Genomic DNA, 14,877 nt, shown 5'->3' on the forward strand with positions numbered 1-14,877 from the left:
GTTTTTTAGAAGGTTAATTGAACAGTTCCAACAATAGTACGTAAGGGAGGTAAGGATAATCCTTGAGATTCTGGATCAAAACCAAAATAATCTGTAATGGTAAATAGGTTATGCCCCTGAAGCTGTAAGCGCAGATTTTTTATTTTCAGCCTTTCCGTAAATGCTCCACTCACATCGTAGGAAAGACTTACATTTTTCAGACGGATAAATGATGCATCGACAACTGTAGCATTCGAGGCGACATAGTTCGAGTAAGCCGTATAGGCAGGAGTGAAAGCGGCAGTAATCTGCGGTAGTGAAGGAATACCCGCATTGATATATTCCATAATAGGCTTCGCGGCATAATTGGTCATATCATAACCCGGCGGATAGAAAGAACTTGTCAAGATTGAGCGTCCTTCGCGTTTAACGAATTGGAAAAGAAAATCAAATGTTAATTTTTTATAAGTGAGTGTGTTGGTGATACCTCCGTAATAAGAAGGCTGTCCTGTTCCTCTATATGAGCGATCACCCCGGCCTGTTTCGTAGTATCCGGAACTGATCCGTCCATCTCCGTTCAAGTCACCCACAGTCGGAAGTCCTGTTGTTGCATCAAAACCAGTAAACTCGTATGCGTAGTAGCTGCTTAGCGGTTTTCCTACCACGTATTGCGTATAGTATGATGAACCTTGAATGTTCGGGAATTCCAAGAGTTTATTTCTATTGATGGATAGATTCGCGTCAGTTGTCCACCTAAAATTTGTACTATTGATATTTTGTGTGCTAAGAGTAAATTCCCAACCTTTGTTTTGCACCACTGCAGGAAAATTAGCTTGGTAACTGGAAAAACCAGCCTGTGGACTTAACGTATAGTTTATAAGCTGATTGCCAGAAGTATTACGGTAGAAAGCAGCAGAGAAGGAAAGCTTGTCTTTCAAAATCCCAAGATCCAGTGCTAACTCAAATTTTCTTGTAGATTCCCATTGAAAATCACTGTTTGCTAAACGAGCTGGAATAATTCCTGGTACACCGTTGTAGAGATAGGTAACGGACTGGTAAGAATCGTAATACATATAGTCACCAATCTTATCGTTACCCACCCAACCGTAGCTTGAACGTAGTTTTGCAAAACTGATCGTAGGAATGGACTTCAGAAAAGGTTCCTCGCTCAATATCCACGCTGCTCCAAAAGAGCCGAAGTTTCCGTAGCGTGAATTTTCTGCAAATCTAGAAGATCCATCGCGACGGAAATTTATATTGAGAATATATCTGCTGAGGAAATTATAATTAATCCGTCCAAACACCGAAGCATATTTATATTCACTTGATCCTCTCGTTACAGTAGTAGACCCCGCCGAAGCTATATTTTCAAGGAAGTCATCCGACGGAAAATCACGTGCCATGATTGAAAATGGCTGGCGAAATGCACTGTGTTGCCATGTACCTCCGATCATCGTACTAAATTTACCCTGACCGATTTCGGTAACATAATCCAATTGTGGTTCTATCGTGTAATTGTCAGAAACCCGATACCCAAAGATACTATTGGCAACATTTGTAGATATGTTCGGATCCATAGAGGAGCGCGGGACCAGACGTTTCTCATCAGAATCTGACCTACCGTAACCCAAGTTCGTTTTCAGGGTCAATCCTTTCCAAAGCTGAAATGCCAAATTAAGGTTTGTAACAAGATTCGTCCCTTTATTTTTAACTGTTTGGTTCAATTGGCCCAAAGGATTGGCAGGAACTCCAAAACTTAAACCGCTCCAATACAAGCTTCCATCTTCATTGTATAGGGGGTAGTTGGGTGGAAGATTATAGGCAATAGAGGTCTGGTCAAGGACCGACACATCATTATTGTCTGCTGAATATATTCCCGAAAAACCAATCGTAAATCTATCATTGAGCGCTTTGTGCTGCAAATTAAAGTTCAAGGCTGATCTTGTATATCCCTGATCTCCTACAAAGACGTTTCCCTCTTTATGATAAGTTCCACTCAAACGGAAATTGGTTCGTACATCACCCCCACTTACCGAGAGATTGGCGTCTGTGGTCTTAGCCGTATTTCCGATCAGGAGCTTTTGAAAATCCGTATACGCAGTCTGGTCCCATTGGGTAAGATCAAATGCGTTATAGGATTCCGGTGTGACTCGGGGATTTGTAACTGCAACATTTTCAAAGCCCTTCCGACGGATATTCAGATACTGCTCTGTGTTTAGGGTTTCCACAAATTGAGAAACCTTCGCCACACCTGTGCGGAACATGACATCAAACTGTGTCTTCCCAACTTTACCTCGTTTTGTCGTTATCAAAATAACCCCATTTGCTGCCCTTGAACCGTAAATGGCCGTTGCATCTGCATCTTTCAGAATATCGATACTTTCAATATCCATAGGATTAATAATATTCAAAGGACTGGTAGCTCCGTTAGCACCGCTCATTCCTCCGCTAAGCGCATCTGGATTAAAAGGGACTCCGTCCACGATAAAGAGTGGTATATTCCTGTTTATTTCGCTGCCAGGTTGGGGAACAGAGTTGGTACCCCTGATGCTGATATTCATCGTGCTGCCTGGTAAGCCGTTCGACTGGTTAACATAGATTCCAGGGATACGGCCTTGTAAAGAATTCAATAAATTCGTTGTAGGTGTGTTCTGAATTTCTTTGGCAGTGATTCCTGCTGACGATCCAGTTGTATTACGTCTGGTAGTTGTACCATAACCAATAACTAAGACTTCGTCCAATTTTGACGGATCAGCCTCTAATTTAATTCTCATAATGGCATTTCGCATGCTTTTCTGTTCAACGGTTTTATAACCGAGATGATGAAAGCGTATCGAATAACTGTCGTCGATTACTCCAATGCTAAAAAAACCCTTTTCATCGCTAAGCACGACATTACTTGCATTTATAACGCTCACAGTAACACCACTAATAGCATAACCACTCTCATCGACAACGATACCCGATTGTACAAAACCGTTTTGATTTACGTTGCTTGATAAGCCCATCGCGCGGGTTGTATTAGAAGAATGCGACTTACGCTGTTTCAATACAATGTATTGATTGTCAACGAAATCATAATCGAGCTCGTACGTTTCCAATATATTTTTCAGAATGGTCCCTAATGTTTCGTCAAAAGTACCGGTCGTACGCAATGATGACTTTATATGCGTATCATTAAAAACAAAGCGTATGTTTATTTCTTGTTCTAATTTCTGAAGTACATTTTTTAAAGTAGAATTTTCAAATTTTATTTTCACTTTTTCTTGTAATACCTGTCCATTCACCACGAGTGAAAACAGAATAAAAAATGAAAATAACAAAATTGGTTTATATATAGGTAAGGCTTTGTTTATCACCTTTTTAAACTTTGACTTCTCACTTTTTGAAAAGGCAAGAGCAACCCATGTCAAATTTTTTTTATACATTTGATTGGTTAATTTTGATTGAGTAAAAAATTAATTAGAGTAACATTTGCGAAGGTGTGGCAACACCTTCGCATTTATTTATGTTATTCGTCTATATAATCATATTGGTAGATGAGATTAGTTAGTTAGTTAGTTAAAAACAGCCTCCTCCTGTCAGTTTTATTTTTTTATCTTTTATCGTGAAATTTGCATTGATGGCCAAACTCAGTAATTTTAAAGATGTTTCCATGGATTGATCTGTCAGGTCGGCGGTCACTAGACATGACCTATATTCACCTGTGTATCCTTCAAATGTTACATTGTATTTTGCTTCAAAACGGTTCATGATCTCTTCAACAGGGACGGATATAAATTTCATGTCATATTGTGTGCCTGCAGTCAGAGCTGAAATATTCTCTACGGGAGTAGCTCGAATGGGTTTAGTCCATTCTTGATCAGTTGCCCGAAATGATTCATTTGCTAAAATTTTAATACTCTTACCCCTGCCAATTATGCCGTCCCTTTTTGATACCTCTACGGCTCCTGTAAGTACAGCTAACTCCACTGTACCGCTACGCTCATCGACCTTTAGGTTAAAGCTAGTACCGAGCACCTGTGTGGTATAGTGTCCTGCCCTTATAACGAAAGGTCTGTTGGCATCTTTCGTTATCTCAAATAAACCTTCACCTGTAAGTTCCACTTCTCGCATATTATCCATAAATGTTTTTGGATAAAAAAGTTTACTTTTTCCTTTGAGCCATACAATACTTTGGTCAGGTAAAATAATCCTTCTAACTTCAGAAGTGGAATTATGTTCTACGGATATTATTTCGATCTTAGCCGGACTATACCATAAGGTCCGATTAACAGCAAAGAATATCACAAATGCTGCTGCAATTGCAGAAAGCGCTATTATTGTATGTTGAACCGAACGATTCGTAGTGCGGTTAGTAATATTAGAACCCAGCTCCAAATTAATACCCTCGAAAAGACGGTCTTTTAATCCGTGTTCCTCATCGCCATACCAGTACATTTCTTCTGGAAGTTCTTCATTGTACCATTTGTTCAACAATGCTCGTTCCTCTACTGAGAGTGATCTAGTTTGCCATTTTTGAATCAAATTTTTAATGTTTTCAGGTATATTCTGCATTGTACTAATGTCTTCTTTATAATATAGAGTATAAAAATGGCAACACTACGTACGCTAAAGATATTTTTTTTAATCTTTTTAAGTTTTTTATAAAATTTTAAAAGGAAATCGGTTAATTTTATTACAAAAGTAATAATATATTAAGCCGATGAATGGCATTTTTTAATATGCGTATGGCTTTACTGAGTTGCGTTTCAACTGTGCGATGTGAGATGTCTAACTTATTTGCGATTTGCTTGGCACTCATTCCCTCGTCTCGGCTCATGAGAAAGATAAGGCGGCATTTTTCGGGTAAGCCATCTATGATTGTATCGATTCCAGACTGTAGCTCCTGCAACTCCAAACGCAGCATATCGCCATCATGAAAGGGAACATGAGTAGGTAAAACATCTTCAAAATGAAGGTGGGAAGATTTTTTAAGACGATTACTCAGAAACCTGAGTATTTCATAACGGAGCGCTGCATTTAGATAATGTACGAACTGTCCCTTCAGGTCTATCTTGTCTCTTAAGCGCCATATGGATACAAATACATTCTGAACCACTTCTTCTGCATCGTTTTGGTCAACAAGCTTATGGAGAGACCTTTTTACCGATGAAAGCCAATACCGGTCGTAAAGAATAGAAAATGCTTGTTGCTTATTCTCTTTCATTAAAAGGAACAGCTCTTCGTCAGATCTATTAACAAGCGGATTCAAGTATTTTTGGGGCTAAAATGTGTAAATATATATAATCTTCTCCGAAAAATATAATAAACTAAACAATCACATCCAGTTTAAAAAATATGACCATTCTGACAGCAATGTTCTATCACTCTGTAAACTGTTAAAACTACAACATGAATTTCACTATAAGTTACCAAATTAAATGTATACAAATTACGGTATTACTTACCAATTTTACTGATAAACGTAGATAACATAGCATGCGATTTATAAAATTCCTAATTTTAGTGGATGATATAAGTAGAATGGGCTTTAACTAAGATAAATGATCTCAGCTAATTAATCTTTACACTATGGAAAAAAAAACGTTTTACGATGTACTAAGGGACAGGCATTCCTGCCGTGCATTCCTTTCAAGGGAAATACCTGCCGATATGCTCATCCAAGTTTTAGAGGATGCCCAGCTTTCTCCTTCAAACTGTAATACACAACCCTGGAACGTACATATTGTTTCCGGTCTGAAACAACAGGAACTATCAGAAAAACTCATAGCAGCAGCCGAGCAGGAATGCTTCTCTCCAGACTTTAGTTTTGATATCGGGGATTTCCATGGACGTTATAAGGAACGTCAGTTTGCACAGGGGAAAATTTATTATGAAGCATTGGGTGTGGTCAGGGAAGATACTGAAGGCCGTAAACAAGCCAATATACTTAATTACAGGTTCTATAATGCCCCGCATGTGGCATTTCTGTTCATGCCTTCGACCGGCGATAACGTGAGGATTGCAGGAGATATCGGCATGTATGCCCAGACATTTCTGCTGTCGCTGACCGACCACGGCCTGGCAGGGGTACCACAGACTGTCCTTGGGTTTTTCGCAGATGTGGTTCGGGAACATTTGGGAATTTCGGATGACTTTAAGCTGCTATTCGGCATTTCATTCGGGTACGAAGACGGGGATGCCGTGGCCAATACCATCAGGATGGAAAGGGATGCAATTGGCGAAAATGTAACTTTTCATCAATAATGTGTCATCCGGACTTTGCTAGCTATTGAAATACTTACAGAAAAGACTACAAAGATAAAATTCAGCCTATCCACATGATTCTGGCCAACGGAAAGTGACTGCATACTTACTTAAATATATAGTCCCTGTGTGTCTGTCCCCAATCTTTTAGGAAGGTTATGAGGGGAACAATGGTTTTGGTATGTTCCGTCCATTTATACCTGATGGCTATAGGGTAAGTGTGGGACACTTCCCGTATGATCAGCTTATTTTCTTCCAGGGTTTTCAGCTCTTTCGATAAAATTCGCGGAGAAATGGTTTCAAGTGCTTTTTGGATCGCAGTAAAGCTTTCATTGCCATATGTAATGGCAATCAGGATCTGTATCCTCCATTTTGGCCCCAGAACCTCAATGGCATCCCTTAGTGGATAAAGGTTGTGTACGCATTCCTTATAGTTTGTAGTGCCTTTCTTTTCTTTCATTCTGCTATCCTAAATGTAAGTGCTATTTTTTTGATAGCAAATTTACATTAAATTTACGCTATCAAAAAATTAAGATAAATGAAAAGAATAGGAATTATTGGTGCCGGCCAGATTGGAGCTACACTTGCCAAAAAATTTAGTCAGGCAGGACATGCGGTTAGGATTGCAAACTCCAGGGGACCGGAAAGCTTGAAGGAGCTTGCTATTGAAGCAAACGTTACAGCTGTTACCTTGGAACAGGCGGTGGAAGATGTGGATATCGTTATTGTATCTATTCCATTTAAAAGTATAAAGGACCTTCCTGCTAACCTGTTTGCGGAAACTCCCGGAGACCTAATTATAGTAGACACGGGGAACTATTATCCCGAATATAGGGAAACAAAGATTGAGGCTATAGAGAACGGAATGCCGGAAACCGAATGGGTGTCGGCACATCTTCACCGCCCTGTGCTAAAAGCTTTCAATAACATAGGAGCAACATCATTGGCAAAAAACAGCGTACCCTTAGGAGATCCGAACCGGATTGCCCTACCAGTAGCTGGAGACAGTATCGAATCAAAAACCGAAATCATGACATTGATCAATGAGATCGGTTTCGATGCAGTTGACGGCGGTTCCTTATCAGAATCATGGAAACAGCAGCCCGGAAGTCCGGTTTACTGTACAGACCACAATAAAGAAGAGGTTCTCAGGTTGTTGCAAACTGTAGAGAAATCAAAGTTGCCCGATCTCCGTGGTCTCGGGCTTAAAATGGTCATGGAGCTGAAAGACCCTGCTAATGAGTCAAGATCCGTACTAAGAGGTTTGTATAAAACTGGCATCTAAGTATGACCGAGAATACGCCGGTAAAACGCGTAGGTACCGCAGAAGATATTGTCGCTATGATAGAATTTATAATCAGTCCGGCAGAAAGTTTCCTTAGTGGTGCTGACATCCTGCTCGATGGCGGGGTGGTCGCCTTTTTAAATACCGCTTCAGGCAATACAGATATATTAAAAGATTAAAATTGCAAAACCAACGGCATCTTCAAGGATCTCGCAAATCTGATCAAAATGAAAATAGACCTGCTCAATGGGCAGGTCTATTTTTACCATATATATTGAAGGGAAACATGATCAATTTTTTGTCAGAATTATTTTCCGATCTTTAATTGTCCTTTAAGCACTGCTCCGTCCCTTATCTCTTCTGTAACTGTTGAAATAAGTGTGTCTTGCAATGATAGCGAACCGAAAACACCTATTCTGTCACCAGACGAAATTCCCGTTTGGACAGGAACCCAGATTGTCTTGCCTTGCTGTACCTTGATGACAAAAGTTCCCAGGCTGGAACGTAGCAGTGCCGATTGGGGTATAACGAAAGTATCATCCCCCGAAGACTGAAGTGCGAGCTGTACTTCAGGAATCATACCGGGCAGTAATTTATTATCTTTATTTGCTACGTCCATTTCAATACGCTGGGCACGGAGCGTATTATCCAGGGCACCGGAAAGTCTGGCTGCCTTTGAACTAAATACCTGACCTGGAATAGACCTCACCGTAAAATCTACCGACTGTCCCAACCGGATTGACCCCGCATTGCTTTCAGGAATATGAATGATCAGACGCAGTTTATCCTGCTCCTGTAAGGTAAATAATGGAGCGGCTCCCGCTCCCGCGCCAACAAAAGCGCCCGGGCTTACATTCCTGCTGGTGATGATTCCGGAAAAGGGAGCCCTGATTTCGAGGTAATCCCTGTTGTTTTTAGATTCACGGAGCATCGCCTTTAATGCCTGGAGTTGTGCATAATCTGCATTTTTTCGTGCCTGAGCCTGCTCCAGATCATTTTGCGAGATGGTGCCGGGTGTTTTGCTGGTTTCAAAAAGACGGTCATACGTCGCTTTACTGGCCATGTAAATTGCTTCCTGCGATTGCAGCCTTGATGAGACAGCATCCTGCTGTGCATTCATCTCGGGAGCATCCATCACCGCAAGCAGCTGACCTTTGGATACCCTCGACCCCACATCCACATTCAACTGCCTTACAAAGCTGTTGACCTTTGCGTAAAGATCAACCTGTAGAAATGCCTGCAATTCTCCTGAAATAACCAAAGTGTCTGTCAATGCCTCCCGTTGCAATAGAAAAGCATTGACCGAAGGGATTTCTTCTTTTATTTCCTTTTCTGCATTGGAACCATTGCAGCCCAGCAGTCCCAGTGCCACCATGACCAGCGTGCTATATAGTAAGCTTTTATTAAGTCCTTTCATAATTATGTTAATCAATTTTGATGTATTATTCAACTGTTAGATGCCTGTAATTTTTGCTTTCTTCGTCTTCGGGATCAAGTGAAGGACTTTGTGTTGTTGATTTCCCCTGTCCCCATGCAAATACCAGCGGAAGGATGAAAAGGGTGGCAAACGTAGAAGCGATCAATCCTCCGATTACCGCTCTTCCCAATGGAGCCGACTGATCACCTGCTTCTCCGATGCCCAATGCCATGGGGATCATTCCCATGATCATTGCCAGCGCTGTCATCAGGATAGGTCTAAGACGTAATGCGGCGGCCTCTTTTGCTGAAAGTAAGGCATTACCGTTATGCCTGCGTATCTGCTCGGCATTGGTGATCAAAAGGACGGCATTGGAAATAGATACCCCAACCGACATGATCATTCCCATATAGGATTGCAGGTTGAGTGTAGAGCCGGTCAGCATCAGCAGTCCCAGTGAACCGACAAGCACAGCAGGTACGGTTGCCAAAACAATAAAAGAGACCTTGAAGGATTGGAAATTGGCAGCCAGCATCAAAAAGATAACCACAATGGCCACCATCAAACCGTTTTCCAGACTTCCCATGGTATCGTCCAACGTCTGGCTCAATCCGATCGTCTGTACGTCCAGTCCACGGGGAAGTTCTCCAATTTCAGCAATAGCTTTTTGTACGGCTTTTGAAGCGGTCCCCAGATCTTTGTTGTGAATATTGGCGGTAACGGTAAGCATAGGTACAGTTCCCAGATTGTAAGCTTCACCATAGGCCGTGCTTTCCGAAATTTTTGCTACATCAGCAATAGAGGGACGGGCAGCATTGGCTACCAGTGGTATATTGCCGATGTCATTTTTACTTTTCATCTCACTTTCGGGAACCTGGATCTGCACGCTGTAGGTCTGGCTGCTTGCCGGATCGATCCAGATATTCTTTTCGGTCATCCGTGAGGAAGAAGTCGATACGGTGAGCGAACGTGAGATTGCACCAATGTCCGTTCCAAGCTGCACCGCACGCTCCCGGTCAATGTTGATATCCAGTTGCGGATATCTGATGGACTGGCCTAGCTGTATATCCCGCAGGTATGGGATCAGTTTCAATTTTTCGATCACCTTCATCGCATATTCCTCATTGACTGCTTTCACGCGTCCTGAAAGACGTACTTCAATAGGCGTTGGAGAACCCTGGCTCAGGATCTTGTCCGTAAGCTCTATCGGTTCAAACGAAAGCTTGGCTTCCGGAATGGCTGTTCTCACTCGCTTTCGGATTTCATCCTTGAGCGGTTCCAGTTTCAGGTCCGAGCCGGGTTTCAGTGCTACCTGCACGACGGATTCGTGTGGTCCACCCATAAAAAGGAAAAGTGATGCCGTGGAATAGAGCTGCGGGTGGTTGCCGACAAAGGTCGAAGTAACCGAAATATTATCCTTCCCCGCTATATCGTTGATGATGTCAAGTAGTTCGACCGCCTTGAGTTCCGTTTTTTCAATCCGTGTACCGTCGGCAATCTTCATGCGCACCTGAAATTGTCCGCTGTCCACCTTTGGCAGCACATCACGCCCGATAGTAATAAACAGCAATGCCGCAATGCCTCCAATGACGATAATGTATCCGTAGATCATGCTTTTGCGATAAGGCAGAATACGGTTAATAAACCGCATATAGCGGCTTCTGAACTTTTCGAAATAATCCTGTTTTGCCCCACTGTTTCCCTGCAATAAATGTTCTTTTTGCAGGGAGGTATCTTCATCTGATGATACGGCTATGGTTGGTCCGCCATGTTTCTCCTTCATGATCCAGTTGGCCATTACGGGGACAAAAGTCTGCGAAAGAAAATAAGAAGCTACCATGCTGAATCCAATAGCCAAGGCCAATGGCAGGAACAGGGAGCCGGGAATGCCGCCCATTGTAAATGCAGGTGCAAACACGGCAAGTATACAGAACAGGATCAATAGTTTGGGCAGGGCAATTTCCTTACAGCCTTCCCATATGGCTATTGCTTTGGACTTGCCCATATCCAGATGCTGGTGGATATTTTCAATGGTAACGGTACTTTCATCGACCAGGATGCCGATGGCCAGTGCAAGGCCGCTCAGCGTCATGATGTTGATGGTCTGCCCAAACAGGTCTAAAAAGAGTACTCCGGTTATAATAGAGGTTGGAATGGTCAGAATAACAATCAGTGCACCCCGTACATCACGCAGGAACAAGAAAACCATCAAACCCGTCAGTATTGCTCCGATTATACCTTCATGAATCAGCCCTTTCACCGAATTCATGACATAGGCAGACTGGTCAAACTCATAGCTCAGTTTGACATCTTCGGGGAGTTGCGACTGGATTTTGGGCAGGTTCTTTTTAAGGTTCTGGACAACCTCCCATGTAGAAGCATCAGCTGATTTGGCAATGTTGAGATAAACGGATCTTCGTCCGTTGATCAGCGCATAGCCGGCATTGATATCTGCGGCATCTTCCACGGTAGCAACGTCCCTCAGGTAAACATTGGAAGCGCCCGTTCCTGCCAGAATGGGTATGTTTTCGAAATCCTTGATGCTTCCCACGATGGTGTTTGCCGGACTCAAATAATTTTTGTCCCCGATCCGTACATTTCCGGCCGGTGAGGGCTGATTGTTGATCCGTAATGCAGCAACCAGTTGATCAGGCGTAAGATTATGGCCGCGCATCAGCTCAGGATTGGCCTTGATGACCACTGTACGGACGTTTCCTCCAAAGGGAACCGAACCAACCAGACCAGGTATGGCCGTAAAAGAAGAACGTACATATACATTTGCAAGATCAAGCAATTCGTTGTTGTTACGCTTTTCGCTACTTAATACCAGTTGGCCTACGGGTAAGGTAGAAGCATCAAAACGTATAATAAAAGGCGGAGCGGAACCGGGAGGAAAGGCGACCTGTGAACGGTTGGAAAAAGCAGTGACCTCGGCCGCCGCCTGGGCCATATCTGTTCCGGGATAGAAACTGATCTTGATAAAAGTAAGTCCCTGGATGTTCTTGGTCTCGATATTCTTAATACCGTTCACCATCAGTAGTGCACCGATGTACTGCTTACCGAAATAGGCCTCCATCTGCTCGGGCGTATAGCCCCCGAACGGATGGGATATATAGATGACCGGTAGATCTAATTTTGGAAATAGATCAATTTTTATTGTATTGACCGCCTTTATTCCGAAGAAGAAAAGGGCGGCAACGACTACCATGATGGAAATCGGTTTCCTAAGGGCAAAACGTATTAGGTTCATTCGTTATCTTTTATGCTAAATAGTTGGGATGTATCAGAGTTGATGCTCAAAAAGGCTAAAATCTCCTGTCGAGGCTGCCTTCAGCAGCAGGGCCTGCCAAACATTGTTGTTGGCAATATTCCTGTCGGTTTCTGCACGGATAAGCGTATTGGTTGCCTGCATGACCTCCACCATATTGGCCAGACCATTCCTGTACAGTACCGCTTTTTGGTTAAAAGCTTCTCTTGCAGCTGCAACTTGTATAGGAGCCTCACGGTAATTGGTCATGGCGGCATCGAACCTGTCATCCGCTACACGCACCTGGGTTTTTACGGATAGCTCGGCTTCTTTATAATCCTCCTGCATGGCCGCTACGGAATAGCGTTGTGCTGAAATTTGCTTGTTTAGACGGAAAACTGTGGTCAGATTCCAGTTGATTCCAATACCAACGAGATAGTTGGTACGGACAGGATCCACTCCAGACCAGTAGCTGTTTGAGTAGGCCGTTTGATCCGAAATGTAATTGGGCGAAAATCCCGATCCCCGCCCCTGGAACATACCGAACAGAGCGATCCGCGGATAATATTGCTTTTTCAAAAGTTTTGTCTGCTCTTCTCCCACGGAAATAATACTTCTGTAATAATTTAAACGAGGATGAGTGAAAAAATCCATTTGAGAATAATCAGGTGTAAGGGGAACAGTGTCGACAAAATCCCCCATAACAACGAAATTACTATCTTCCTGACCGATTAATTGGGCCAATATATTCCTCTGTTCCAATTCCCTGTTCCTGGCGTTGGTAAAAAGCATACGTGCATTGGATAGTTCGGCGTTAGCAAATGTGGAGTCTACGCCGGCCACCATTCCACTTTTGACACGTGCAATGATAAATGTGCGCAGGGAATCTGCACGTGTAAGATTTTCTTCGTACGATAAAGCGATCTGCTGGCTTGCGATCAAGTTTAGATATGCCGCAGCGACCTTGACCTTGTGCTCAAACAGGGTCTGCTGATAATCCCGCGTACTGCGCACCTGCTCCTGTTTGGCGACCCGTGTCCTTTGCATGTTTCTGCCAAAAGTGAAGAATTCCCAATTGATGCCCGCCACATATAGGGCACCAAAAGCCGCATTCCAGCTCTGCTCAGCCAATGGCGGCCCGGAGGAAGCAATGGCGCCTTCAAGTCCGGACATAGGTCCGCTTATGCCATTAATTGTACCATAAGATTGCTGTACCCCCAGATTGAAGTTGGGCAGCCGTTCCATTACCGTACCCTTTACCACCTGTTCAGATGAGCGGATCTGTAGCTGTTTCGCTTTAATGGAAGGGTATTGTTGCTCTGCCATATTTAAGGCCTCTTTCAGTGAAATGGTGGATTGGGCATTGACCCAAGTGGGGAAAATACATGAGAAAATTAAGCCTGTCAAAAGGCGTTTGAAAATTATATGCATACTATCTTTAATTCTAATATTTTACAGTTTGGATTGATGGTAACGCTACCCATCTTTTACGACAGAATGATCCTAACCTAAACTGAGATACAAAGTTGCGAATGATTTCCACGGGGGATTTATATATATTACGGTTTCTCTTACCAATATTACTGTTTAGCAAGGCCAGCTACTTAACATATAAACTTTTCGAAAAAGCCAATACAGATTGTATTGGCTTTTCGAAAAGTTTATAAAAATTATTTTCCTACCATACTCCGAAGGGCTTCGGGATAACGTTCACCAATGATCTGGATATGTGCCAGAGCCTGTTGTATTGTTGCCAGGTCTTTGTCCGTAAGAGTTACAGCGACCGCACCGACGTTTTCCTGTAAACGGTGCAGCTTTGTAGTGCCCGGAATCGGAACGATAAACGGTTTTTGGGCCAACAGCCATGATAAGGCAACCTGCGCCGGAGTGGCATTCTTTTCAGTTGCTATAGTTTTTACCAGATCTACCAGTGACTGGTTGGCCTTACGGTTTTCTTCACTAAAGCGAGGAAGCTTATTTCTAAAGTCGGTCGGGTCAAAAGCAGTCTGTTCGTTGATGTTACCTGTTAAAAAACCTTTACCCAATGGGCTGAACGGTACAAATCCAATGCCCAGTTCTTCCAATGTTGGAATGATTTCATCCTCGGGTTCACGGAAAAACAGGGAGTATTCGCTCTGCAAAGCCGCCAAAGGTTCGATGGCATGTGCTTTACGGATGGTTTGTGCTCCTGCTTCGGAAAGCCCCCAATGTTTGATCTTGCCTTCCTGCTTCAATTGCTGGATCGTTCCCGCTACATCCTCGATCGGCACATTCGGATCTACCCTGTGCTGGTAGAACAGGTCGATGCAATCCGTTTTGAGGTATCTCAGGGAGTTTTCCGCTACCTGACGGATTCGTTCGGGACGGCTGTCCGTTCCTTTGGATGAATCTCCTTCTTTGAAGCCAAATTTGGTAGCTATAACGACTTTATCACGAAAAGGCTGGAGCGCTTTTCCCAACAAGGTTTCATTTCCTCCCTGGCTATAGGCCTCGGCGGTGTCAAAAAAGGTAATTCCTGAATCGTACGCATTCCTGATCAATTCAATTGCTTCTTTTTCATCCGTTGCCGGGCCATATCCAAATGTCAGCCCCATACATCCCAATCCTAATGCAGAAACCGATAAACCTCCGTTTCCAAGTTTTCTTTTTTCCATGTTACTCATATCTTTCTATTTATTACAAATTTTATTAAATGGATAT

The 14,877-nt window shown here is 43.0% G+C and carries 11 protein-coding genes; 3 read left to right on the top strand and 8 right to left on the bottom strand.

The genetic code is table 11. The features are described 5' to 3' along the window. Positions 1-5: 5 nt before the first annotated feature. The 3 genes from WH188_RS08210 to WH188_RS08220 all read right to left on the bottom strand — a co-directional run bounded on the left by WH188_RS08210 (position 6) and on the right by WH188_RS08220 (position 5,188). Positions 6-3,407, bottom strand: coding sequence for a SusC/RagA family TonB-linked outer membrane protein (locus WH188_RS08210; RefSeq protein ID WP_339423765.1), 3,402 nt, complete (start codon positions 3,405-3,407; stop codon positions 6-8). Between the two features lie 133 nt (positions 3,408-3,540). Then, positions 3,541-4,536 carry a FecR family protein gene (locus WH188_RS08215; RefSeq protein WP_339423766.1) on the bottom strand — a complete coding sequence of 332 codons (996 nt, stop codon included), beginning with the start codon at positions 4,534-4,536 and terminating at the stop codon, positions 3,541-3,543. Positions 4,537-4,657: 121 nt separating this feature from the next. Further along, positions 4,658-5,188 carry a sigma-70 family RNA polymerase sigma factor gene (locus WH188_RS08220; protein ID WP_339423767.1) on the bottom strand — a complete coding sequence of 177 codons (531 nt, stop codon included), beginning with the start codon at positions 5,186-5,188 and terminating at the stop codon, positions 4,658-4,660. Between the two features lie 365 nt (positions 5,189-5,553). Between WH188_RS08220 and WH188_RS08225 the strand changes: the two genes are divergently transcribed. After that, entirely contained in the window at positions 5,554-6,228 is a 675-nt protein-coding gene (locus tag WH188_RS08225; RefSeq protein ID WP_339423768.1) for a nitroreductase, read from the top strand. Positions 6,229-6,334: 106 nt separating this feature from the next. Here the strand turns inward: WH188_RS08225 and WH188_RS08230 are convergent, their stop codons facing one another. Then, positions 6,335-6,688 (bottom strand): winged helix-turn-helix transcriptional regulator, encoded by a 354-nt coding sequence (locus WH188_RS08230; protein WP_339423769.1) that lies wholly within the window; start codon positions 6,686-6,688, stop codon positions 6,335-6,337. A 78-nt stretch (positions 6,689-6,766) separates the two neighbouring features. On the opposite strand from WH188_RS08230, the gene WH188_RS08235 reads away from it, so the two are divergent. Beyond that, positions 6,767-7,513 carry an NADPH-dependent F420 reductase gene (locus tag WH188_RS08235; RefSeq protein ID WP_339423770.1) on the top strand — a complete coding sequence of 249 codons (747 nt, stop codon included), beginning with the start codon at positions 6,767-6,769 and terminating at the stop codon, positions 7,511-7,513. Positions 7,514-7,515: 2 nt separating this feature from the next. Further along, entirely contained in the window at positions 7,516-7,692 is a 177-nt protein-coding gene (locus WH188_RS08240; protein ID WP_339423771.1) for an SDR family oxidoreductase, read from the top strand. Positions 7,693-7,820: 128 nt separating this feature from the next. Here WH188_RS08240 and WH188_RS08245 read toward each other — a convergent pair whose 3' ends face one another. The 4 genes from WH188_RS08245 to WH188_RS08260 form a co-directional block, all read right to left on the bottom strand. Further along, positions 7,821-8,930 carry an efflux RND transporter periplasmic adaptor subunit gene (locus WH188_RS08245; protein WP_339423772.1) on the bottom strand — a complete coding sequence of 370 codons (1,110 nt, stop codon included), beginning with the start codon at positions 8,928-8,930 and terminating at the stop codon, positions 7,821-7,823. 25 nt (positions 8,931-8,955) lie between these two features. Then, complete coding sequence (locus WH188_RS08250; RefSeq protein ID WP_339423773.1) at positions 8,956-12,180, bottom strand: efflux RND transporter permease subunit; 3,225 nt, start codon at positions 12,178-12,180, stop codon at positions 8,956-8,958. Positions 12,181-12,213: 33 nt separating this feature from the next. Then, positions 12,214-13,608 carry a TolC family protein gene (locus WH188_RS08255; RefSeq protein ID WP_339423774.1) on the bottom strand — a complete coding sequence of 465 codons (1,395 nt, stop codon included), beginning with the start codon at positions 13,606-13,608 and terminating at the stop codon, positions 12,214-12,216. Positions 13,609-13,847: 239 nt separating this feature from the next. Continuing rightward, entirely contained in the window at positions 13,848-14,831 is a 984-nt protein-coding gene (locus WH188_RS08260) for an aldo/keto reductase (protein WP_339423775.1), read from the bottom strand. Positions 14,832-14,877 lie beyond the last annotated feature (46 nt).

The sequence above is a fragment of the Sphingobacterium sp. MYb388 genome, from assembly GCF_037479535.1.
GTDB classification, from domain to species: domain Bacteria; phylum Bacteroidota; class Bacteroidia; order Sphingobacteriales; family Sphingobacteriaceae; genus Sphingobacterium; species Sphingobacterium anhuiense.

Bases quoted from the DNA above. Each gene is read 5' to 3' on its own strand.
- WH188_RS08210 (WP_339423765.1), bottom strand. From the start codon at position 3,407: ATGTATAAAAAAAATTTGACATGGGTTGCTCTTGCCTTTTCAAAAAGT.
- WH188_RS08215 (WP_339423766.1), bottom strand. From the start codon at position 4,536: ATGCAGAATATACCTGAAAACATTAAAAATTTGATTCAAAAATGGCAA.
- WH188_RS08220 (WP_339423767.1), bottom strand. From the start codon at position 5,188: ATGAAAGAGAATAAGCAACAAGCATTTTCTATTCTTTACGACCGGTAT.
- WH188_RS08225 (WP_339423768.1), top strand. From the start codon at position 5,554: ATGGAAAAAAAAACGTTTTACGATGTACTAAGGGACAGGCATTCCTGC.
- WH188_RS08230 (WP_339423769.1), bottom strand. From the start codon at position 6,688: ATGAAAGAAAAGAAAGGCACTACAAACTATAAGGAATGCGTACACAAC.
- WH188_RS08235 (WP_339423770.1), top strand. From the start codon at position 6,767: ATGAAAAGAATAGGAATTATTGGTGCCGGCCAGATTGGAGCTACACTT.
- WH188_RS08240 (WP_339423771.1), top strand. From the start codon at position 7,516: ATGACCGAGAATACGCCGGTAAAACGCGTAGGTACCGCAGAAGATATT.
- WH188_RS08245 (WP_339423772.1), bottom strand. From the start codon at position 8,930: ATGAAAGGACTTAATAAAAGCTTACTATATAGCACGCTGGTCATGGTG.
- WH188_RS08250 (WP_339423773.1), bottom strand. From the start codon at position 12,180: ATGAACCTAATACGTTTTGCCCTTAGGAAACCGATTTCCATCATGGTA.
- WH188_RS08255 (WP_339423774.1), bottom strand. From the start codon at position 13,608: ATGCATATAATTTTCAAACGCCTTTTGACAGGCTTAATTTTCTCATGT.
- WH188_RS08260 (WP_339423775.1), bottom strand. From the start codon at position 14,831: ATGGAAAAAAGAAAACTTGGAAACGGAGGTTTATCGGTTTCTGCATTA.